Raw genomic sequence first — 18,933 nt, forward strand, 5'->3', positions numbered from 1 at the left:
CCCGAGAACTGGCCGCCACTCGTCCACTATCCGCTGACACCACCGTCGTCCCCCGCGTACACCGCATCCCCTGAACTCGCCCGCCTCCTCGGCCCCACACGGGCCGGCCTGCTCACAGCCCTGGCCACTCCTGCCAGCACCTCCGAACTGGCCGCACGCCACTACCTCAGCCCCGCAACCGTCTCGTACCACCTCGGCGTTCTACGCCGGTCCGGGCTCGTCACCCCCATCCGCGACGGACGCTACGTGCTGTATCGACGTACCGCACAGGGCACCCACCTCACCACCGACCGCCAGTAGACGGGCAAGCCCCCGTCGGTCGCCTTGCTCGATCCCGTTCTGAATGGTCGGTTCCGCCGGAGGCGGTCAACGGGACTCGTTTCCGCTCGTTGGCGCGTGCGCGGTCGGCTTGCTCGGTCCCGAGTGGGGGTGTTGGGCCAGTGCGGTGTTGGCGGCGTCGAGGATGCTTCCGAAGGAACGGGTGATCATCGGCCGCACGACGTGCCGGGTGAGGAGGGCACCGAGCAACGGCATGCGCATCTCGGCGCGGGTGGTCCAGCGCACCTGGGTGGCGCCGTCGGCCTCGGTGAACGTCATGCGGCCGAGTTCGTGCCGGGACGGCGGCAGACTGCGCTCGACGACGTACTCGGTGGCGTACGGCGGGTCGTAGTGGGTGATGCGTTCCCTGAGCCAACCGATCAGCCAGAGGTGACTGCGCACCGCGCCGACGCTGTAGGGCGCGGTCTCGCCGTGCCGGGTCAGGCGGCAGCGCAGCACCAGGGGTGAGCGCGTGTAGTTGGTGGTCGTGGTGAGCCAGGCGAACACCTCGTCGATCGGGGCGTTGATGGTGCGCTCGACGGTCATGGTTTCCATGGCTGGTGTTCTCCTCTGTCGAGTGGGCGCACCGCATCGGCGCGGTGCAGCTTGTCCGGGTTGCGCATGGCGTAGAGGCCGGTGATCCGTCCGCTGTGGATCTCGAAGGCGAGCAGCCAGTCGAGTTCACCGCCTGTGAGGCAGCGTGCCGCGGGCATGCCGTTGTAGGTGGCGTGCTCGATGTGGGTCGTAGCGGTGATGCTGGTGCGGGCCACGCCGAGGACGAACCGGGCGACGTCGTCGCGGCCGGTGATCGGGCGACGGGCGGCGGCCGCTTTCCCGCCGCCGTCGGAGATCTGTACGACATCGGGCGCCAGCAGGTCCATCAGCGCCTGGATTTCGCCGGTCGCCGTTGCGAGCAGGAACCGCTGGACGATCTCTCGGGCGGCGTCGGAGTCGGGCTCGAAGCGGCGACGCCGCGCGTGGACGTGCCGGCGTGCGCGGTGGGCGATCTGCCGGACGGTGACCTCGGTCTTGCCGATCGAGGCGGCAATCTCGCCGTGGGTGTAGCCGAACACGTCGTGCAGCACGAACACCGCGCGTTCGGTCGGGTTCAGCGTCTCCAGGACGAGCATCATGGCCATCGACACCGACTCGGCCAGGATCGCGTCCTCGCTCACCTCTGGTGCGGTGCGGATCGGCTCGGGCAGCCACGTGCCGACGTATTCCTCGCGCCGCGCCCTGACCGCGCGCAGGTGGTTGAGGGCCTGCCGCGTCACCACGCGGACCAGGTAGGCGCGCGGATGCTCGACCGCAGCCGGATCGACCGCGCTCCACCGCAGGTAGCTCTCCTGCAGCACGTCCTCGGCGTCGGTCGCGCTGCCCAGCATCTCGTAGGCGATGGTGAACAGCAGTGGACGGTGTTCGGTGAAGGCGTCCTCAGCCATGGCCGACCCCCACCCGTTCCCTGGTGCGGTGACCGGTGCGCAGTCGCCACACCGTGGACCGGCAGACCGGCTCCTTGGTCACCGCCGCGGTGCGTCCGGTGACTGGGCGCCCGACCGGAGTGTCGTTGGGCCACGAAGGCCGGATCGCACCGGCTCGGCGCCCCAGGCTGATGGCCTGTCCGACGCGTCGACACCCCGACACCACACCCGGCTCCTCTCCTTGGATGCCCATCGAGACACCCCACACCAGCAAACCGTGACAGTCCGCCACTGTGATTCACTTCACAAGGCGGTTGGGAAAGAGGCTGGAGCACTGGACCCTCCGACCCGACCCGGCCGACCGCTACCCGGCCCGTCGGCTGAAGCGTAGTTGGCGGGCGCTGACCAGGGAGGACGTCCATCGGATGTGGGCAGGTCGACGCGGCGGCGGCCAGCACGCGCAGCTCCCAGCAGTGCGCAGTCTGCGCGGCTGGTGGGGAACTGACGGAGCATGGGCTACGTTCCTTGGCCCATGAACCGTCAAGGGCACACCGCGCGTTCCACGCTTAAGCACGGCTTGAGGGTGAGCGGTGATGGCTGAACGGCAGGGATCGCGCCCGCGGGCGCCGCGCATCCGCACACGGCGTACCGCGCACCCTCGCCTTCCCCCTCGCCCACCGGCAGCGTCGGCGCGGGGACCGGCCTCCGGCTGCGGTTCGTAAGATCGATGACGACGAGGGACGGCGCCTGCTGCGGTTACGTCTGCGCGGTCATGCCGGCGCCGAGCGGATCTCCAGAACATCCTCGTCGCAGCGCAGGATCTCCAGTCCGCGATCCGGACGATCGTTCTCGGGAAACGAGACTGCCAGACGACGGTCCTCCGCCAGCCGCCATTGACCAGGCACCGCATCCGGGGCATCTCCGCGCCCCACTGGGTGGTCGATGAAGGTACCGTCCGGAGCGAACTCCAGCCCGCGACGACCGCGCGCTGGTGGGAACGGATAGTCGGCCGGCCGATAGACCGTCACTCCCTCGGTGTCGTCCTCGAAGGAATGCACCCAGTTTCGGAACAGACTGGGGGGGAGCTCGCTCATGGCCCGACCACCTCGCTTGTCACGCGCGTGCACCGTATTGCCCGATTCCTTACGTCTGCCTACGCTTATCAGTGTATGGGTCCTTGGCCAGTGCGCAGCGTCTGCACCGGGCCTGCGCCTCCCACCCCAGCAGCGCGATCCTCTTGCGTAAACCACACGCCGCATGAGGGGCATTCCGTAGACACCCCCGAGGAGGCACAGCCATGTCCGACGCGCAGTCATTCCTCCGCAGCACCTCTGCCGACTACAGCCGCTGGTGTGGAGCGATGGAGGTTCACCGCAGACTCCTCGACAGGAATCCCGAGTACGCCGGGAATCGCGCACTGATCGAGAACACGGCGTTCGCCTACGAACGAAGGGAGCGGATAGCGGCAAGGCAAGGCGTGATCGACATTCCCGTCGTCGTGCACGTCGTGCACAACACACCCCAACAGAACATCAGCGACGCCCAGATCCACAGTCAGATCGACGTCCTCAACCAGGACTTCCGCAGTCAGAACCCGGATGTCGGCAATGTGCCCGGGGTATGGCAGGAGCTCGTCGCCGATCCGCGCATCGAGTTCCATCTCGCCAGGACGGATCCGCTCGGGCGGCCCACGGACGGCATCACCCGCTCCCAGACCTCGAACGCGGACTTCGATACCGACGACATGGTCAAGTTCACGCTGAGCGGGGGCATGGACGCCTGGCCTGCGGACACCTACCTCAACGTCTGGGTATGCCTGCTGCGCCGCGGTCTGCTCGGCTACGCCCAGTTCCCGGGCGGCGCCGCCTCCACGGACGGCGTGGTCATCACCCATACCGGCTTCGGCACCAACGGCACCGCCACCGCGCCGTTCGACGGAGGCCGCACGACCACGCACGAGGTCGGGCACTGGCTCAACCTGCGGCACATCTGGGGCGACGACGACGAGGGGTGCAGCGGCAGCGACTTCGTGGCGGACACGCCCAACCAGGCCGGTCCCAATCTTGGAGCTCCCCGCTTCCCCCATGTGACATGTGGCAACGCACCGGACGGCGACATGTTCATGAACTACATGGACTACACCGATGACGCGGCCATGTTCATGTTCACGGAGGGTCAGGTGGCACGCATGGACGCCGCCCTCGACAACGCCCGCCAGTCGCTGACACGTCAAGCCGTTTCGGTGTGACAACTCCGAGTCCGTCGGTGTGACAACTCCGAGTCCGCTTGTCGGGCTCGGAGAAGGAAGAGGCCTGCAGGCGCCTGCATGTCGATGGCGAGCTCAGTGGGATTGATCAGCCCGTCGCACCACAGGCAGCCGGATCCCGGCAGTATGTCCAGCGCGGCGAAGGGTAAGTCCCGTACCGCGCGGGGTGCGTTGTGGTGGGGCGGTAAGGGATTCCCAGGGCTCCTTGGCCGGTGGCCGCATCGTGCGTCTATTGCTTCCGTCGCACCACTCGCAAGATCGACTTGTGGTCACGACGCACACGCCATGCCCAGCAGGGGCGGAACAACGGGGACATGAACAAGTACACAGTGATGGCCGCCGGCCTGGTCCTGTCGCTCGGACTCGTCACGGGCTGCGGCTCGTCCGAGGACAAGCAGCCCAACGATCGTACGGCCAAGGGCAGTTCGGCGCCCGGGCCCACGGAGGGCGAGAAGACGAAGGAGGGGCCGGCCTACGACGGTCCCGCGATACCCGGGCTGGCCGCGAAGCCGGCGTGGAGCGTGCCGGCCCGCGGCGCCGTCGACCTGGGCGAGACTCTGCTCTTCGTCAAGGACGCCAAGGGCACGTACGTCGGCGGAGGGCCCTTCGAGAACGATCCGGTCGACGGCACCACCGGCATCCTCCACACGGCCGACCAACCGGAGCCCCTTACGCTGGAGTTCCGCGATGTGAAGACCGGTGAGGTACGCAAGACGCTCAAGGTGACGGCGCAGCGGATCGCCGCCACCACCTGGCGCGACGGCGTGCGCGCCCTCGAAGTGCGTACCAGCGCCACCACGGAGTCCGACGGGCTGAGCGCGGAGAAGACCGCGGTGACGGTCACGGTCTACGGAAGCGACGGCGCGGAGCTGGGGACGGCCGAGCACGCGGCCGGCACCTTCCACGTCCACGAGGGTCATCTCGTCGAGCAGGACGGCGAGGCCGGACTGAAGCTCACGCCCGTCGGCGACGGCCAGGCTCGCACCGTGACCTGCACCGGTCCCCAGGCGATGTGCTCGTACGACCCGCGCAACAAGGACATCGACGGCGGGCAGCTGCACGCCCCACTGATCACCGGCGCCTACGCCTTCCACATGGCGAACGACTCCACCTACGCGGTCGAGCCCGCGGAGTTGGTCATGTCCGAGCTCGCCACCGGCAAGAAGGTGTGGTCAAGCGCGGACGTCACCGCGCCCAAGGGTGTGAAGCTCGACGACAAGGGGCAGCCGGCCAGCGGTGCGCTGCGGGTGCTGGACGTGCGCGAGGGCCGGATCCTCACCGCGTGGAACAGCAGCCCCGGGTCGGACACCTGGATCACCGCCACCTACGAGCTCGCCGGCGGCAAGCAGGTCGGCGGCTCCACCGCGTACTCCTACGACGACTACCCCGGTGACACGGTCAACACCGAGGGCTCGTCCGTGTTTTCCCCCGACCATGAGCTGGCCGCGGCCACCACGAAGACCGGCACCGCCGTCTGGCAGCTCGCCGACGGCAAGGAGGTGTGGGCGCAGCAGGAGGGTGAGAAGGCGATGACTCCGCTGCGGTTCTCGCCGGAGGGTGTGCTGTACGGCACCACCGGCGGGGAGGAGGCCCTCGCGGTCGACGCGCGGACGAAGAAGGTGCTCAGCAAGAGTCTGCCTATGGAGCAGCTGCCGCTGTTCTCCAAGCCGTCCGGCTACGGCATGGTCACCACGGACACGGGTTTCTTCGTGTTCGCCCCGTCGGCGCCCTGACGCACGGAGAAGGCGCCCCACGTGCGGCCCCGCTCCGCCCGATCGCGGGCGGGACGGGGCCGTCCTCGTGCCGGACGCCCGCTAGGAACCCGACATAGCCACCGGATCCAACGACAGCCCCGCAACCTTCTTCGGGCTCGTCGCACTCGTCCTCGGCACGGTCGCCCTGATCGCTGCAGTGTTCGCCGGCTGCATCGAAATCGCGATGCCGCTCCTGGCCGGCAGCCTCGCCGTCACCTTCGCCCATTCTCGGCCTGCCCCTCAGGCTCAACCGAGGCCAGTGCGCCATCGGCTTCGCCACCGGACCCCTGGGTGAGTGTTTGAGAACATACGGTGGGTCGCAGGGCGACCGAAGATGATGGGCTCCTGCCATGACGACACTGCTGTCCCGCGTTCTGCAGGCCCTTGACCGCTTCCACGCCGTCCACCCGTGGGACCACAACGCCCACTACCACCGGTGGATCCTGCGCCAGCTCCCCGGGCGCTTCGACAGGGCACTGGACGTCGGATCCGGCAGTGGTGATCTGGCCCGGCTCCTGGCCTCACGAGCCAAATCAGTTGAGGGTCTCGACGCCGATCCCATGATTGTTGCTCGGGCACGGGAGCTCACCGCGCCAGGTGTCCCCGTGACCTTCACCGTCGGGGACGCGCTGACCGAGATACCTCCTGGTTCCTACGACGTCATCACGTGCGTCGCCACCATCCACCATCTGGCGTTTTCCGAGGCTCTTACCCGCTTCCGCCAGCTCCTGGCGCCAGGCGGGACCCTGGTCGTCGTCGGCCTTGCCCGGGCCGAGTCACCCGGCGATCACCTCCTCGGGGCCGCCGCGATTCCGATGAATGTCGCCATGGCTTGGATCAAGAACAAGGGGCGCAAGGCATCACGGCCGGCGTCGATGACCGCCCCCACCCGACCAGCGACCATGAGCTTCACCGACATCGTGCATGATGCTCGCAGTGTTGTGCCCGGTGTCCGGCTGCGACGCCGTCTGTTCTGGCGCTACACGCTGGTCTGGCAGCAAAGCTGACGGGGTTCCACGAGCAGGCCATGCGAGGTTTCGCCCGCCGGTTGCGGGCTTCTTCGACCAGTCGGTACGAGGGCCTTTGCGGGTGAGTCGCCTGGTCATGAGGGTGATGAGGGCCCAGGTCAGATGAGCTTCGGAGTGCTGGGGCAAGCACTCGTAGCCGCGGACGTTGCGGCGGCTACCTCGCGGCCCAGGTGGATACGGACCTGCTCCCCCGCGCCGCGGAAACGCTCGACCGGGACGTGGTGGCACCCACGCCTGGCTGATCAGGGGAACCAGCCGGGCGTGGGTGTTGGTGGAATTGCTCAGATGCCTGGGTAGTGGAGCACGTTCACCAGCAACTCGTGCACGGGGTGGTGATCGCGCGGGTCGTGTAGTTGGGCGTGGCCCCCGCGGACGGTGTACCACTCCAGCGCGCCGGCGTAACGCACCCGCACGATGAGCAGTCCATCGTCGGCATAGATGGTGCGTAGTTCCAGCTCGCCGGTGATCGTGCCGACTTCGCCGGTCCACACCCCATCAGGCGGAGCGGTGCGGGGTGGACTGGAGTTCGGTCATGACGAGCAGGTGTTGAGCATGCTCTGCAGCTCAGTCTTCTCGGTGGACTGGAGGGTCAGGCCCCAGTGGTACTTGGACCGTATCCACATTTTGGAGTAGGTGCAGTAGTAGGAGGACAGCGGCGGCTTCCAGGCAGTCGGGTCCTTGTCGCCCTTGGAGGAGTTGACGTTGTCGGTCACCGCGATCAGTTGGGGGTAGGCGAGGTCGTTGGCGAAGTCCTCACGCTTACTGGTCGTCCACGAGCTGGCTCCGGAGCGCCACGCTTCGGCCAGCGGGACGACGTGGTCGATGTCGATGTCGGACGCGGCGTACTCGGTGATGCCGTCATACGGGCTGTACCAGCTGCCCGAGTCCGGGTAGCAGTCACTGCCGACCACCACGTTCGTCCCGTCCCGCTTGAGCACCGTCTCGCGGGTGTTGCAGGTTCCGGAGATGGTGATCCAATGAGGGAACAGGTCCCGTGAGTAGCCGGTCATGCTGCCTTCGGCCGTGACAGTCAGCGCGTTGAGCTCGGACTGGGCGGTGGATTTGCTGGGAATGTTGGGCGGGGTCGCCTGAGCTGGGGTTGTAGCCGTCGTCGACAGCGCGACGGCGGCCAGTGTCGCCGCGGTCAGGCCGAACCAGTGGCGGCGGGACAGGGCACGGGAATGAGACACGAGTCCTCCTGGGACAGGGGTGGTTGGGTCCTCTGGTGGCCCCGGCGAGGTGGGGCCACCAGAGGTCGTTGCTGCCTGAAATGCGGCTCAGGGAATGGTCAGGCGCGCGATCTGGGGAACGTGGTCCGTGGGGCGGGTGGTGAACTCGCTGTTGGTGTGCGCGACGTCGAAGGCGTAGCCGGCGGTGACCAGGGCCCGGGAGATCAGCCGGTGGTCGAGGACCTGGGAGTTGCCTTCGTAGATGTAGGTGTGGGTGTAGAGGTCGGAGTCGGCCAGGGTGGCCGGCAGGTCGGTCAGGCCGGCGGCGGCGAACTCGGCTTTGGCGTGCCTCGACAGGTGTGGGGGTGTGCTCGTCGTGCTGAGTGTGTGGTGGGGGCAGGGCAAGCTGCGGTGGAGTGTGGAGTATGGACTGCTCGCGATGCCCCGGTCACTGATCGATGTGGACGGTGTTGGTCACAGAGACGTGCGGAACGGGCCGGTGACCTCGTAGGTGATGCCGCCGCTTATGGAGCCGGAAGTGCCGCGCTGGGAGGAGAAGTACAGCCGGTTTCCTGCGGGGTTGAACGCCGGCCCGCAGATCTCCGACGAGCTTTGGCCGGTCACCCGCAGGAATGGGGCGACGATGTCGTCGGGGGTGATGATGCAGATCTCCATGTTGCCGCCGTCCTCGGCCACGTACAGGTCGCCGACGGTGGCTGCGATGACGTTGTCCACACCGGTCAGCGGGGCGCCGGAGACGTTGTCGTCGTACACCACGGCCAGGGTGTTGTTGGCGGCGTTGTAGGCCCAGACCCGGTTGTCGCCCTTGGTGGTGAAGTAGCAGATGTCGGACCGGTAGTAGCAGCCCTCCCCGCCGTTGAAGAGCTTGGCGCCCGAAACCTGGTCGCGGGTGGGGGTGGGCGAGCCGTCCGGGTCGGGCACGTTCGCCCAGGACAGCACGCCGGAGACCTCCTTGAGTACCTGCAAGGTGCCCGACGACAGGTCGCCCCAGGTGGTGGGCACGAACCGGTAGAAGCATCCGTCGGACTGATCCTCGGTCAGGTAGACAACGTTGCGGACCGGGTCGGTGGCTGCGGCCTCGTGGTTGAACCGGCCCATCGCATCCCGCCGGACCGCGGCATTCACCCCCCACGGGTCGGTCTCGTAGACGTAGCCGGTGCTGACCTCCTCGCAGGACAGCCAGGTGTTCCACGGGGTCGAGCCGCCGGCACAGTTGCGGTTGGTGCCGGACAGGATGGTGTATGCCCCGGTGATGGCGGCGCTGCTGTTGAACTTCACGGCGCTGACCCCGCCCCCGCCGCTGCCGACCTCGGCGTTGGAGACGTAGATCCAGCCGGTTCCGTCGGCGAAGCACTCGCCGCCGTCCGGGGCCTTGTGCCAGGCGTGGTTGGTGCCGGACACGGTCTGGGTGGAGCGTGCGATCACCCGGCTGGTGAAGTTCGCCGGGAGCATGATGCCGTTGGCATCAGCCGACTGCAGGTCTCCGTACGGGCTGGGGCCGGCCAGAGCGGGATAGGCGGCGGCCTGCCGCCACAGCGAACCGGAGAAGGCTGCCGCGCCGACGCCTACTGCGGCGGCGCGAAGAAGACTACGGCGTTCCATAGCTGCTCCCTTGTCGATGAAGAGCGAATGGTTCGTGTTGAGCGCCGCCGACTGGTCACCAGGGACAGTAGGACCGGCCTGGTCGGCCGGTAAGGCTCCCCAAAGCGAACTGTTGCCGGCCAACCGGTGAGTAGATTTCATGCAGAAACGATCAGGCACGTCACAACTGAACGAGAGTGGAATTTCCTCACATCATGTGATGGACGCCTGATCGGGCTCCTCGGCCGTTCCAGTGCAGGCTGCCAACTGCCAGGTACCGTAGGTCGTTTGAGAGTTCGAAATCCGGCACGACCAAGGTCTGGCGTTTGAGCATCTTTGATCCGGCCAGGCCAGCGCCTCCGCAATCTTGGGATCGCTCAGGAGAGAGAGCCGTAGCCCTATGGCGGCCGAACCGGTCCGGTTGTCGCGCACCTCGACTGACATGCTCACCTGACCCCCAGCCGGCTGTTGGTTTCCCTGACTGCGTACCTCACGGCTGAATCTCCAGCTGCACTCTGCCTCCAGCTCGCTGAAGCCCCTCGGGCGTCAGGCAGGCCGTCGGAAGCGAGCTGGGCAAAACAGCGATGGTACGGCTGGCTTCGCTGCCCTTGGCGCGTCCCTCGATGACCGTGCCGCGCAGTGTGACGATGCTGACCCCGGCGACCCGGACTGCGGATGCGCTGGTGTAGGAGATCTCCGATTGCCTGCCGTCCCCGCTGGTAGGAGCTGCGGGATACCTTGCCCTCTACCTTCGGCAGGACCCGGCGACCGGACCGGAAGAAACGTGGCATCGGTACGGCGTACGCCGTCCGTGTCCCGCCGCCCGGCCAGCAGCGGCCGAAGTCTCATCCGCGCTCGCGGAGGTACGCCTCCAGCTCGGCGGCCCCGGTCAGCATCGCCCGCCCGCGGGCGGACAGCCGGCCACGCCAGTCGCACAGTGCGGCCTCCAGCGGCTCCAGTCCGCCGGCCGCCCGCACCTGGGCGATCAGCGGGGCGATCTGCTCCAGCAAGTAGCCGCCCCGCCTGAGCTGGTGGGCCAGCCGGGCGTCCCGTACGTCGGCCTCGTCGTAGACGCGGTACCCGGTCAGCGGGTCGCGGCGCGGGCGCACCAGCCCGGCGCGCTCCCATTTGCGCAGCGTCGCGGGCCGGATTCCGAGCTCTCTTGCCATCGGCCCGATGAACGTGCCGCCCGGCCCGGTCACCGTCGCGTCGGGTTCGGACGCCGTAGTGGGCGCCAGGTCGCGGAGGGCGCTCTCCACGGCCTGGAGTGTCCGCCGGTCGTCTAGCAACTGGGCGTGGCTCTCGTCGATGAGACGGAACGCCTCATCGACCGCGCCCTGGTTCACGGCCCGCATGATCGACGTCGCCGTCCGGTGGCTGTGGCCGGGCACCAGGGCGAGGAACGCGCCCAGGGCTCGCGCGTGCAGCGCGGTATAGGTGCGGTAACCGTGGGGTGTGCGACCGGCGGCCGGAAGGATGCCGGCCTCCTCGTAGTTCCTGATGGCCTGCGTGGACAGACCGTGCCCGCGCGCCAGGTCAACCGGCCTGAGCTGTTCACCGCTTTGAAGGTTTCGTGCCACGGGCCTGACGATATCGCGGGAAAGTTTCAACCGCAGGTTCAACGATAGCGTTTAAGGCATGGCTACTGACATCAAGGACACCGCCCATACCGTCGAGGCCGCCGCCGTCATGAAGCTGCTCCCGGCCCGGCCGCGGCTGCTCGCCCTGGGCGAGCCCACCCACGGCGAGGACACTCTGCTCGACCTGCGCAACGAGCTCTTCCGGCAGCTCGTCGAGCAGGAGGGCTACCGGACGATCGCGATCGAGAGCGACTGCATGATGGGCCTGGTCGTGGACGACTACGTCACCTCGGGCACGGGCACTCTCGACGAGGTCATGGAGCGCGGATTCAGCCACGGCTGGGGCACCTCCGCGGCCAACCGCGAACTCGTGTGCTGGATACGGGCGTACAACGACAGTCGGCCCGCGTCCGAGCGGCTCCGCTTCGCCGGTATCGACGGCCCGCTGGAGATCACCGGCGCCGCGAGCCCCCGGCAGGCCCTCACCGCACTCCACGGCTACCTCACGGTCCGGGTGGACGCGGACCTGCTCCCCTGCACCGCGGAAACGCTCGACCGCCTGCTCTGCGCCGACGACCGGTGGAACAATCCCGCCGCGATGATGGACCCGTCCCAGTCCGTGGGGCAGTCGGCCGAGGCCAAGGAACTGCGGCTGCTCGCCGACGATCTGGTGGCGCTGCTCGACGCGCAGACGCCGTACCTGATCACGGCGACCTCGCGGGACGACTGGGACCGGGCGCGACTGTACGGTCGCACCGCCCTCGGTCTGCTGCGCTACCACTACTGGATGGCCGACACCTCACCGGCCCGCATGGCCCGGCTGGTGGGCGTGCGGGACCAGATCATGGCCCACAACCTCCTCGCCGTCGCCGCTCGGGGCCCGGCACTCATCCACGCCCACAACTCCCATCTCCAGCGGGAGAAGAGCACGATGCGGATGGGCGGGATGCCGCTGGAGTGGTGGAGCGCCGGTGCGCTGGTGAGCGCCCAGCTCGGTGAGGGGTACGCCTTCGTGGCCATGGCCCTCGGCACGATCCGGCACCAGGGAGTGGACACGCCGCCGCCGGACACCGTCGAAGGACTCCTGTACGCGCTCCCGGAGGACCGCTGCGTCATCGACGCCCCGCGGCTGGCCACCGCCCTCGGCGACACCCGGCCCGCGCCCCGCGTATCCCCCTGGTTCGGCTACTCCCCGCTTGACCCGGCCCACCTGGGGGACAGCGACGGCATCGTGTTCGTCAAGGACGTCCCGCAGAGCTAGTGCCACCATCAGCAGTCCGGCCTGTCGGGGCGCCTCGGATGCGCGGGAGACGTCCCGGCCGTCAACGGCGAACACGACCGCTCAGCGCCTGTCGACCCCGGGTGCGGGCAGGCTGGTGACCTCCGCGATGGCCTCCGGTGACGGCTTGAAGTACCGCTTCACGTTTTCCGGCTTGCGATGCCTCGACTGGCCATGAGCATCAGCCGAGGAAGACGTCGGCGGCTGCCCGGACCGTCAGCGCCTTCCCGGTCGGGAGCTGGATGACGATGGGCACCGCTTCCTCCTTGCCACAGATAACGGGGCAACGGCTGCGCACTGGGGCAGCTTCGCGTGGCGGCCGGGGACGTCGCCGCAGGTGGCGAATCCCGGTGCCGCAGATAATCGGGCGTTATCTGTGCAACGACTTCAGCCGGCCCGGCGGCCGGCGCCCCGTCAGCCGCCCACCAGCGACGTCGAACGCGTAGCGCACGATCTGACACCGATGTTCCTCAACCCCCGTGTCGGCGCGGCCTGGACAAGGGGCGGACTGTTCGCCCGTTTCGATGTCACTCAATCGTCGCGTAGCCGGATCATGCGGCCGCGACCCGGCTCGTCCGGACTGACTGCCCCGTGCCTGCCGCAGCGATCGAGGGCCGTGGGGGCCGTCGAGCGCTGCACGACCGGCCGCTTGGGTGACCTCGGTTCTCTCAGCCCGACTGCGGCTGGGGAACGCCCACGGAGTGTGGGCGTTCCCCAGCCGTCGTCCTTGCCTCAGCCCCCGGGATGGCGAAGTGCCCTTGCAGGTAAAGGTGTTGAGCTGCCAGCAGGGGGTTCGAGGTGCGGTCGGCTGTTGCGGCTATTCCGTGGGCCGGCGTGCCTGTCGTACTTCGCGGTGGATTGCCCAGGCGTCCGCTACGGGTCCCACGTGCCCGAGCTTGTCGGGGTTGATCACCGAGCGGATCGTCTGGATCTGCCCGTCGAGTACATCGAGCACCAGGGTGTGGAGCACCTTGCCGTCCCGGTCGCGGAAGATCGCGCCCGGCTGGCCGTTGACCTCGTGCGGCTCGAACGTCACCCTGATCCGGGCCAGCAGGGGGAAGAAGGAGGCAAGCAGCCGGGCCACGTTCTCGGCGCCGATGACGGCCCTGGCCAGCTGCGGGGCCTTGCCGCCGCCGTCGCCGACCATCGATACGTCGGCGGCGAGCAGTTCCTGCAGGCCGGCGACGTCGCCTTCGCGCAGGGCGTCGAAGAACCGCGACGCCAGCTCCTCCCGCTCTTGCCGGGCCGCTTCGAAGCGCGGCCGCCCGGCCTCCATATGCCGCCGCGCCCGCACCAGCAGCTGTCGGCACGCCGCCTCCGACCGCCCCACCGCCGCGGCGACCTCGTCGAACCCGAAGCCGAACACCTCCCGCAGCACAAACACCGCCCGCTCCAGAGGGCTGAGCCGCTCCAGCAGCAGCAGCGCCGCCATCGACACCGAGTCGGCCAGCTCCGCCGACCGCACCGGATCCTCATAAGGGTCGGAGAGCAGCGGCTCGGGAAACCACGGGCCCACGTACTCCTCCCGCCGCACCCGTGCAGAGCGCAGCACATCGATCGAGATCCGTGTCACCGCGGCCGACAGAAAAGCCTTGGTCGACGTGGGCCGGGTCGCCGAACCGTCAAAGCGCAGCCATGTCTCCTGCACCGCGTCCTCGGCCTCACCCACACTGCCCAGAATCCGATAGGCAATCGAAAACAGCAGCGGCCGCAGCTCCTGGAACTCCTCGACCTTGCTCACGCCAACTCCCCTCCCCTTGAAGCCCTGCCACCCGGCCGTTCTCGCCGGCGCAGGCAGCTTCTGGTGATCATCCGGATCACCGGCGGGCCAGAGTAACGCCCCCGGCCCGGGGCTCGGAGCCCGCAGCCGGACCCCGAGCCAGTTGCTGATGCCGTTCAGTGGAACTGCCCGGGCTCGTAGTCGCCGGCCGGCTGCTGGGTGATGATGTTCAGCCGGTTCGCCAAGTTCATGAAGGAGACCAGCAACACCAGAGCGGTGAGCTGCTCCTGGTCGTAGTGCTTGGCGGCATACGCCCACACCGCATCACTGACCCCACCGGCCGCATCCGCGACCCGGGTCCCCTCCTCCGCCAGCTCCAGCGCGGCACGCTCGGCCTCGGTGTAGACCGTGGCCTCCCGCCACGCCGCCACCAGGTTCAGCCGCACCGAGGTCTCGCCGGCAGCGGCGGCCTCCTTGGTGTGCATGTCGATGCAGACGGCGCAGCCGTTGATCTGACTCACGCGAAGCGCCACCAGCTCCTGCGTCGCGGCCGGCAGCGGCGAGTCCTTGAGCGCCTTGCCCGCCGACATCAAGTGCTTGAGGACCTTGCCGGCGGCCGGGTCGGCGAGGAAGTTCAGTCGCGCGTCCATGGTGTGCTCCTCTGTGATCGAAAGTGGCTACACCTCCTGAGACGAGGTAGCCCGACCCCCTGTGACACGGACGAATGTGACCTGCGTCTCCCGGCCGTCGGTGCACATCAGCCGACGAATTCGGCGACACCCGCCTCACCCTCTACCGACACCTCGACAAGACCCCGCCCCAGCAGCACGGGCCCCGGCGTGAACAGAGCAGGAAGCATTCTGAAGGAGCAGCGGCCCGAGGCCGAGAAGGATGGGGCGGCGCCCATGGGGGCGGTCTCGGCAATCAGCCAGCCACGGTTGGGCAGGAAGCGGCGAAATGCGCGGTTCGGGGTGACAAAAGTGAAGTCGACGTTACCACCGGCCGGTCGCCTTCGGCCCGCTCGCGCCGCAGCCTGGCCAGTGCGCTCACCGCAGAGTTTCAAGTCACGGTACGAACCGTTGCGCATCAGCACGCACTCGGGGTGTGCCGGAAATTACCCCCTTGCGGAGACCCCTTGCAATGGCGCTAAACCCCCTCCTCCACAAGTTCTCCACACGGCATGCTTGGGTCCGGCATCCAAGGAGGTGCCTGGCGTCATCCGATGTGTAGCAACGTTTCCGACAATGCGCGCCCAGTTCTGCTGTGAGCCACCGCGCACTGCCGTACTGCCGTACTGCCCTCATGAACGCCGGAAAGGCGAACACCCGTAAGGGGCCGTTTCCGGCGGGCAAAATTTCGCTGTCCCTGTACCAAGGTGACGACCAACGATTCACGGGCCCGCGAAACCGCCCAACGCACCCGAGAGGCAACGCCGTTTCAGGCAGGGCGGTGGCGCCGCTGCGCTATGTCACCACCGGTCCACGCAAGCATTTCGAGCTGAGTAACGATCCCGCACGCTTTCCAGGAGGCAAGTCATGGACAAGGCGCTTCATCGCACCGTTGCGCTCCTGACAACGGTGTTCGGCTTCACGCTGTGCCTCACCGGCCCGGCGAGTGCGACCCCCGGTACCCAGCCGCCCGGATCCGCTATGGCCGGCACGCTGGTGAGCAAGAACGGCACGGCGGTCACCGTCACAGCCGCTGTGGGCCTGGGCAACACCATCTCCGTGTGGCAGGTCGGCGACACGATCCGGGTGAGGGACACCGGTGACACCATCGTGGCCTTCGGCGGGTGCACCGCGGTCAGCGCCACAGAGGCCGTCTGTCCGGGGGCCGGCAGCCTCACCGAGTTCGTCGTCAACGCTGGTGACCAGGCGGACAACGTCACATCCTCCCTGGCGAGTCCGGGGGTAACCCTCGTCGGTGGCGCGGGTGACGACAGCCTCCAGGGCGGCAGCGCCAACGACACCCTGGAAGGCGACGAAGGCTCCGACTTCCTCTCCGGCGGAGGCGGCAACGACACGCTCACCGGCGCCAGCGGCGCGGACCGGATCTTCGGCGGCGCCGGCAACGACTCGATCGAGGGCCGGGCCAGCTCCGACATCATCAACGCAGGCGCCGGGAACGACGTGGTGAGCGCAGGCACCGGCCACGACCAGGTGGTGGCCGGCACCGGCAACGACTTCGTGGAAGGGGGCGTGGGACGGGACGGCATCAACGCCGTCGACGAGGTCAGCGGCAACGACTACGTCCAGGGGGGCACGGAGGCCGACAGCTGCACGGCCGACCTGGGCGACAGTGTCACAGAGTGCCCGTGACCGGCGAGCGCGAACAGAGCGACAGGCCCCCAGTGCGACCGGGACACGACGAAGGAGACGTACAACCATGACAGCGCGACGTATCTACGTGATCCTGTCGGCCGGAGCGCTCCTCTGCGCTGCGCTGACCGGCACCTCGGCCTCGGCGGCCCCGCTCACCGCCGAGCCCCGGCACTTCGCGGGCGCCACGGTGGTCGAGATGGCCGGCGGCACCCTGCTCGTCACGGCGGATCAGGGCGTGGCCAATGACATCACCGTCCGCCGTCAGGGCAGCGTCGTCCTCGTGTCGGACAACGCGGACGAGGTGCGCGCCGTCGCTCCCTGCGAGACACGGTCGGAGAACACCGCGGTGTGCCCGCTCCCCACGGCCGTTCAGGTCAACGGCCAGGACGCCGATGATGACATCACGGTCTCCCCGAATCTGGATGTTCCCGCCACTCTCTACGGAGGTGTCGGCAAGGACCAGCTCAACGGCGGGCCCCGCGCGGATCATCTTGTCGGCGACGACCCGACCGGGGTCTTCGGCATCACGGCAGCGACTCCGGGCAACGACACCATCAACGGTGGGCCTGGGAACGACACCATCTCGGGGCTGGGAGGGAACGACACCATCAACGGCAACGCCGGAAACGACACCCTCAACGGCAACGAGGGCAATGACACCCTCAACGGGAACACCGGCAACGACACCCTGGCCGGAGGAAGCGGCAACGACACCTTGAGCGGCAACGAGGGCAACGACACCCTCAACGCCACCGACGGCGTCAACGCCAACGACAGTCTCGACGGCGGTCTCGCCTTCGACTCCTGCACCCGCGACATCGGCGACTCAATGGTCAACTGTCCGTGATGCCAAGTCCGGTGCGTATGTTCGTGGCTGAGCGCGCGTGAAGCTGCCGACCGGGGCGCGGCCCGTTTCTCCTCGCCCCGGCCGGCGATCTCCCTCAGCACGCACCCGGCAATCACGGTCTCGGCCAGGGGCGGACGGCCACATCGTGCCGAAGGCCCGGCCCGCTCGAACTCTCATCCACAGGCCCCTGCGGCCCGGGAAGCGGCACCGACGGGTGGTTGAGCGAACCTTCGCCTGGCTCCACGGCTTCAAACGCCTCACAATCCGCTGGAAACGACGAGCCGACATCCACGAAGCCTTCCTCGAACTGGCCTGCTGACTCATCACCCACCGCCAACTCAACTCATTGTGTGAGCCGTTGCAAGAGCGTTGCGCAAGATGATGAAGACTGTGGGCATGGAATTCTTCTGCTACCACCGCGATCGGCCCGGCTCCCTGGCGCTGCGTAAAGAGCTGCTGGAAGAGCACTGGTCCTACATGGACCGGTACGCGACCGAGATGATCGCCCGCGGCCCGACCCTCACCAGCGACGGCGAGGCGCCCACCGGCAGCGTGCACATCGTCGACCTGCCAGATCCCGCCGCCGCCCGCGCGTTCGCCTTCGGCGAGCCCGGCTACCAGGCAGGCGTGTACCGCGACGTGCTGTTGCGCCGGTGGCACAACACGCTGGGGCGCACAATGTGGGACTTCCCCGGTGGCCGGACCGGTGGCAACCGCTACCTCGTACTCGGCCTCGGCACGGGGCAGGCCGCCGACCTCGCCGTCCCGCCCGACCAGGACGAATTGATCGCGTACGGGCCGCTACTCTCTGACGACGGCGCCACCTGGCTGGGTACGGCGGTGCTGATGCGGGCGCCGGACCCGGACACGGCACGCGCCGTCCTGACCCCGGACCGGTACGCCGACATCGAGGTTCACCACTGGCAGTTCGGCGGGCGGCCGTCATGAACCGAGGTGGTTCTGTAAGTGAGAACCAGCAACGCTCCATGTCTGTTTCTGAGCCCTGATCAGGGCGGCAGCTGACACGGATATAGAAGTGTTTCCTCGCTGGAATTCAGGCGGCTGACTCCTTCAACGCGGCTTCTGGGTGTGTCTGCTGAGCGTGCTGGCGACGTTGTGCCCAGCGGACGGCGAGGAGCGCTGCCAGGCCCGTCAGGGCGAACAGAGCTCCTACGACGTACCACCCGGGACGGCCCCAGGTGATGCAGAGCGCGATGAGTAAGCCTGGTCCCAGGGCTTCGGCCAGGCCGGCGCCCAAGCCGAACACGCCCAGGTACTGGCCGGTGGCGTGTTGCGGGGTGAGGGCGAAGGACACCTCGAAGCCTGCGGCGGAGACGCCGGATTCCGAGATCCGCCTGTGCAAGCAGATCGTACGCACCGTCAACCAACTCACTTCGCACAATCGGCAATTGCTCAACGTTGTGGCCCAGCCCGGCTCGATCAGTGCGGTGAGCCGGGCCCTGGCCTCTGATTCGATACTGTCCGCCGTCGCTGCCGTCGACTGCCGTCTGGCCGACGACGCCGAGCGCACCCGCTACGACGAGCCCGCATCGACTACCAAACGCGGTGACGGCCCCACGCAGTGCCCGAACAGAATGGTCGGAAGCGGCGCCCGTCGTGTGGCAACT

General features: G+C 68.1%; 20 protein-coding genes and 2 pseudogenes. 9 read left to right on the top strand and 13 right to left on the bottom strand.

Annotation, left to right across the window (positions count from 1 at the left end; translation table 11 throughout):
- On the top strand, positions 1–300 hold a 300-nt coding region (locus J7I98_RS37125; protein WP_214929487.1), incomplete at its 5' end, for a helix-turn-helix transcriptional regulator.
- A gap of 66 nt (positions 301–366) precedes the next feature.
- Here the strand turns inward: J7I98_RS37125 and J7I98_RS37130 are convergent.
- From J7I98_RS37130 to J7I98_RS37140, 3 genes are all read right to left on the bottom strand, one after another.
- Positions 367–873 (bottom strand): SRPBCC family protein, encoded by a 507-nt coding sequence (locus J7I98_RS37130; RefSeq protein ID WP_214929488.1) that lies wholly within the window; start codon positions 871–873, stop codon positions 367–369.
- Positions 861–1,760, bottom strand: coding sequence for an RNA polymerase sigma-70 factor (locus tag J7I98_RS37135; protein WP_214929489.1), 900 nt, complete (start codon positions 1,758–1,760; stop codon positions 861–863). The genes J7I98_RS37130 and J7I98_RS37135 overlap by 13 nt, the downstream gene beginning before the upstream one ends.
- 749 nt (positions 1,761–2,509) lie before the next feature.
- The gene (locus tag J7I98_RS37140; RefSeq protein ID WP_214929490.1) at positions 2,510–2,833 is read right to left on the bottom strand and encodes a hypothetical protein; all 324 of its coding nucleotides are present in this window, start codon (positions 2,831–2,833) and stop codon (positions 2,510–2,512) included.
- A 203-nt stretch (positions 2,834–3,036) separates the two neighbouring features.
- Between J7I98_RS37140 and J7I98_RS37145 the strand changes: the two genes are divergently transcribed.
- The 3 genes from J7I98_RS37145 (at position 3,037) to J7I98_RS37155 (ending at position 6,766) form a co-directional block, all read left to right on the top strand.
- Positions 3,037–3,987, top strand: coding sequence for a zinc metalloprotease (locus J7I98_RS37145; RefSeq protein ID WP_214929491.1), 951 nt, complete (start codon positions 3,037–3,039; stop codon positions 3,985–3,987).
- A gap of 332 nt (positions 3,988–4,319) precedes the next feature.
- Positions 4,320–5,738 carry a hypothetical protein gene (locus J7I98_RS37150; RefSeq protein WP_214929492.1) on the top strand — a complete coding sequence of 473 codons (1,419 nt, stop codon included), beginning with the start codon at positions 4,320–4,322 and terminating at the stop codon, positions 5,736–5,738.
- A 371-nt stretch (positions 5,739–6,109) separates the two neighbouring features.
- Complete coding sequence (locus tag J7I98_RS37155) at positions 6,110–6,766, top strand: bifunctional 2-polyprenyl-6-hydroxyphenol methylase/3-demethylubiquinol 3-O-methyltransferase UbiG (protein ID WP_214929493.1); 657 nt, start codon at positions 6,110–6,112, stop codon at positions 6,764–6,766.
- A gap of 302 nt (positions 6,767–7,068) precedes the next feature.
- Here J7I98_RS37155 and J7I98_RS37160 read toward each other — a convergent pair whose 3' ends face one another.
- The 5 genes from J7I98_RS37160 to J7I98_RS37180 all read right to left on the bottom strand — a co-directional run bounded on the left by J7I98_RS37160 (position 7,069) and on the right by J7I98_RS37180 (position 11,138).
- Positions 7,069–7,278: a hypothetical protein gene (locus tag J7I98_RS37160; protein WP_214929494.1), complete on the bottom strand. Its 210-nt coding sequence runs from the start codon at positions 7,276–7,278 to the stop codon at positions 7,069–7,071.
- A 39-nt stretch (positions 7,279–7,317) separates the two neighbouring features.
- Positions 7,318–7,977: an HNH endonuclease family protein gene (locus J7I98_RS37165; protein WP_374225213.1), complete on the bottom strand. Its 660-nt coding sequence runs from the start codon at positions 7,975–7,977 to the stop codon at positions 7,318–7,320.
- An 87-nt stretch (positions 7,978–8,064) separates the two neighbouring features.
- Positions 8,065–8,361 (bottom strand): hypothetical protein, encoded by a 297-nt coding sequence (locus J7I98_RS37170; RefSeq protein ID WP_214929495.1) that lies wholly within the window; start codon positions 8,359–8,361, stop codon positions 8,065–8,067.
- A 69-nt stretch (positions 8,362–8,430) separates the two neighbouring features.
- Complete coding sequence (locus J7I98_RS37175; protein WP_214929496.1) at positions 8,431–9,579, bottom strand: alkaline phosphatase PhoX; 1,149 nt, start codon at positions 9,577–9,579, stop codon at positions 8,431–8,433.
- 824 nt (positions 9,580–10,403) lie between these two features.
- A complete protein-coding gene (locus J7I98_RS37180) occupies positions 10,404–11,138 on the bottom strand; it encodes a TioE family transcriptional regulator (RefSeq protein ID WP_214929497.1) in 735 nt (244 codons plus the stop codon).
- 58 nt (positions 11,139–11,196) lie between these two features.
- On the opposite strand from J7I98_RS37180, the gene J7I98_RS37185 reads away from it, so the two are divergent.
- Complete coding sequence (locus J7I98_RS37185) at positions 11,197–12,399, top strand: erythromycin esterase family protein (RefSeq protein ID WP_214929498.1); 1,203 nt, start codon at positions 11,197–11,199, stop codon at positions 12,397–12,399.
- A gap of 81 nt (positions 12,400–12,480) precedes the next feature.
- Here J7I98_RS37185 and J7I98_RS41810 read toward each other — a convergent pair.
- From J7I98_RS41810 to J7I98_RS37200, 4 genes and pseudogenes are all read right to left on the bottom strand, one after another.
- Positions 12,481–12,588 (bottom strand): annotated as a pseudogene (locus tag J7I98_RS41810) (site-specific integrase); the annotation flags it as partial.
- Positions 12,589–13,234: 646 nt separating this feature from the next.
- Positions 13,235–14,158, bottom strand: a complete 924-nt coding sequence (locus J7I98_RS37190; RefSeq protein ID WP_214929499.1) for an RNA polymerase sigma-70 factor — start codon at positions 14,156–14,158, stop codon at positions 13,235–13,237.
- A gap of 155 nt (positions 14,159–14,313) precedes the next feature.
- Positions 14,314–14,787, bottom strand: a complete 474-nt coding sequence (locus J7I98_RS37195) for a carboxymuconolactone decarboxylase family protein (RefSeq protein WP_214929500.1) — start codon at positions 14,785–14,787, stop codon at positions 14,314–14,316.
- A gap of 107 nt (positions 14,788–14,894) precedes the next feature.
- Entirely contained in the window at positions 14,895–15,230 is a 336-nt protein-coding gene (locus tag J7I98_RS37200) for a hypothetical protein (RefSeq protein WP_214929501.1), read from the bottom strand.
- 442 nt (positions 15,231–15,672) lie between these two features.
- Here J7I98_RS37200 and J7I98_RS37205 point away from each other — a divergent pair, with 442 nt between their 5' ends.
- The 4 genes and pseudogenes from J7I98_RS37205 (at position 15,673) to J7I98_RS37220 (ending at position 18,253) form a co-directional block, all read left to right on the top strand.
- Positions 15,673–16,455: a calcium-binding protein gene (locus J7I98_RS37205; RefSeq protein ID WP_214929502.1), complete on the top strand. Its 783-nt coding sequence runs from the start codon at positions 15,673–15,675 to the stop codon at positions 16,453–16,455.
- Positions 16,456–16,522: 67 nt separating this feature from the next.
- A complete protein-coding gene (locus tag J7I98_RS37210; RefSeq protein WP_214929503.1) occupies positions 16,523–17,305 on the top strand; it encodes a calcium-binding protein in 783 nt (260 codons plus the stop codon).
- 202 nt (positions 17,306–17,507) lie between these two features.
- A pseudogene (locus J7I98_RS37215) lies at positions 17,508–17,624 on the top strand (IS5/IS1182 family transposase); the annotation flags it as partial.
- Positions 17,625–17,701: 77 nt separating this feature from the next.
- The gene (locus tag J7I98_RS37220; protein WP_214929536.1) at positions 17,702–18,253 is read left to right on the top strand and encodes a YciI family protein; all 552 of its coding nucleotides are present in this window, start codon (positions 17,702–17,704) and stop codon (positions 18,251–18,253) included.
- Between the two features lie 106 nt (positions 18,254–18,359).
- Here J7I98_RS37220 and J7I98_RS37225 read toward each other — a convergent pair whose 3' ends face one another.
- A complete protein-coding gene (locus tag J7I98_RS37225; RefSeq protein WP_251021747.1) occupies positions 18,360–18,668 on the bottom strand; it encodes a hypothetical protein in 309 nt (102 codons plus the stop codon).
- Between the last annotated feature and the right edge of the window lie 265 nt (positions 18,669–18,933).

The sequence above is a fragment of the Streptomyces sp. ISL-98 genome (genome assembly GCF_018614055.1).
Lineage (GTDB): Bacteria > Actinomycetota > Actinomycetes > Streptomycetales > Streptomycetaceae > Streptomyces > Streptomyces spiramyceticus.

What these genes read in the sequence shown, in the direction of transcription:
- J7I98_RS37220 (WP_214929536.1), top strand. Translation starts at nt 17,702, where the DNA reads ATGGAATTCTTCTGCTACCACCGCGATCGGCCCGGCTCCCTGGCGCTG.
- J7I98_RS37175 (WP_214929496.1), bottom strand. Translation starts at nt 9,579, where the DNA reads ATGGAACGCCGTAGTCTTCTTCGCGCCGCCGCAGTAGGCGTCGGCGCG.
- J7I98_RS37135 (WP_214929489.1), bottom strand. Translation starts at nt 1,760, where the DNA reads ATGGCTGAGGACGCCTTCACCGAACACCGTCCACTGCTGTTCACCATC.
- J7I98_RS37185 (WP_214929498.1), top strand. Translation starts at nt 11,197, where the DNA reads ATGGCTACTGACATCAAGGACACCGCCCATACCGTCGAGGCCGCCGCC.
- J7I98_RS37205 (WP_214929502.1), top strand. Translation starts at nt 15,673, where the DNA reads ATGGACAAGGCGCTTCATCGCACCGTTGCGCTCCTGACAACGGTGTTC.
- J7I98_RS37210 (WP_214929503.1), top strand. Translation starts at nt 16,523, where the DNA reads ATGACAGCGCGACGTATCTACGTGATCCTGTCGGCCGGAGCGCTCCTC.
- J7I98_RS37150 (WP_214929492.1), top strand. Translation starts at nt 4,320, where the DNA reads ATGAACAAGTACACAGTGATGGCCGCCGGCCTGGTCCTGTCGCTCGGA.
- J7I98_RS37155 (WP_214929493.1), top strand. Translation starts at nt 6,110, where the DNA reads ATGACGACACTGCTGTCCCGCGTTCTGCAGGCCCTTGACCGCTTCCAC.
- J7I98_RS37140 (WP_214929490.1), bottom strand. Translation starts at nt 2,833, where the DNA reads ATGAGCGAGCTCCCCCCCAGTCTGTTCCGAAACTGGGTGCATTCCTTC.
- J7I98_RS37145 (WP_214929491.1), top strand. Translation starts at nt 3,037, where the DNA reads ATGTCCGACGCGCAGTCATTCCTCCGCAGCACCTCTGCCGACTACAGC.
- J7I98_RS37195 (WP_214929500.1), bottom strand. Translation starts at nt 14,787, where the DNA reads ATGGACGCGCGACTGAACTTCCTCGCCGACCCGGCCGCCGGCAAGGTC.
- J7I98_RS37130 (WP_214929488.1), bottom strand. Translation starts at nt 873, where the DNA reads ATGGAAACCATGACCGTCGAGCGCACCATCAACGCCCCGATCGACGAG.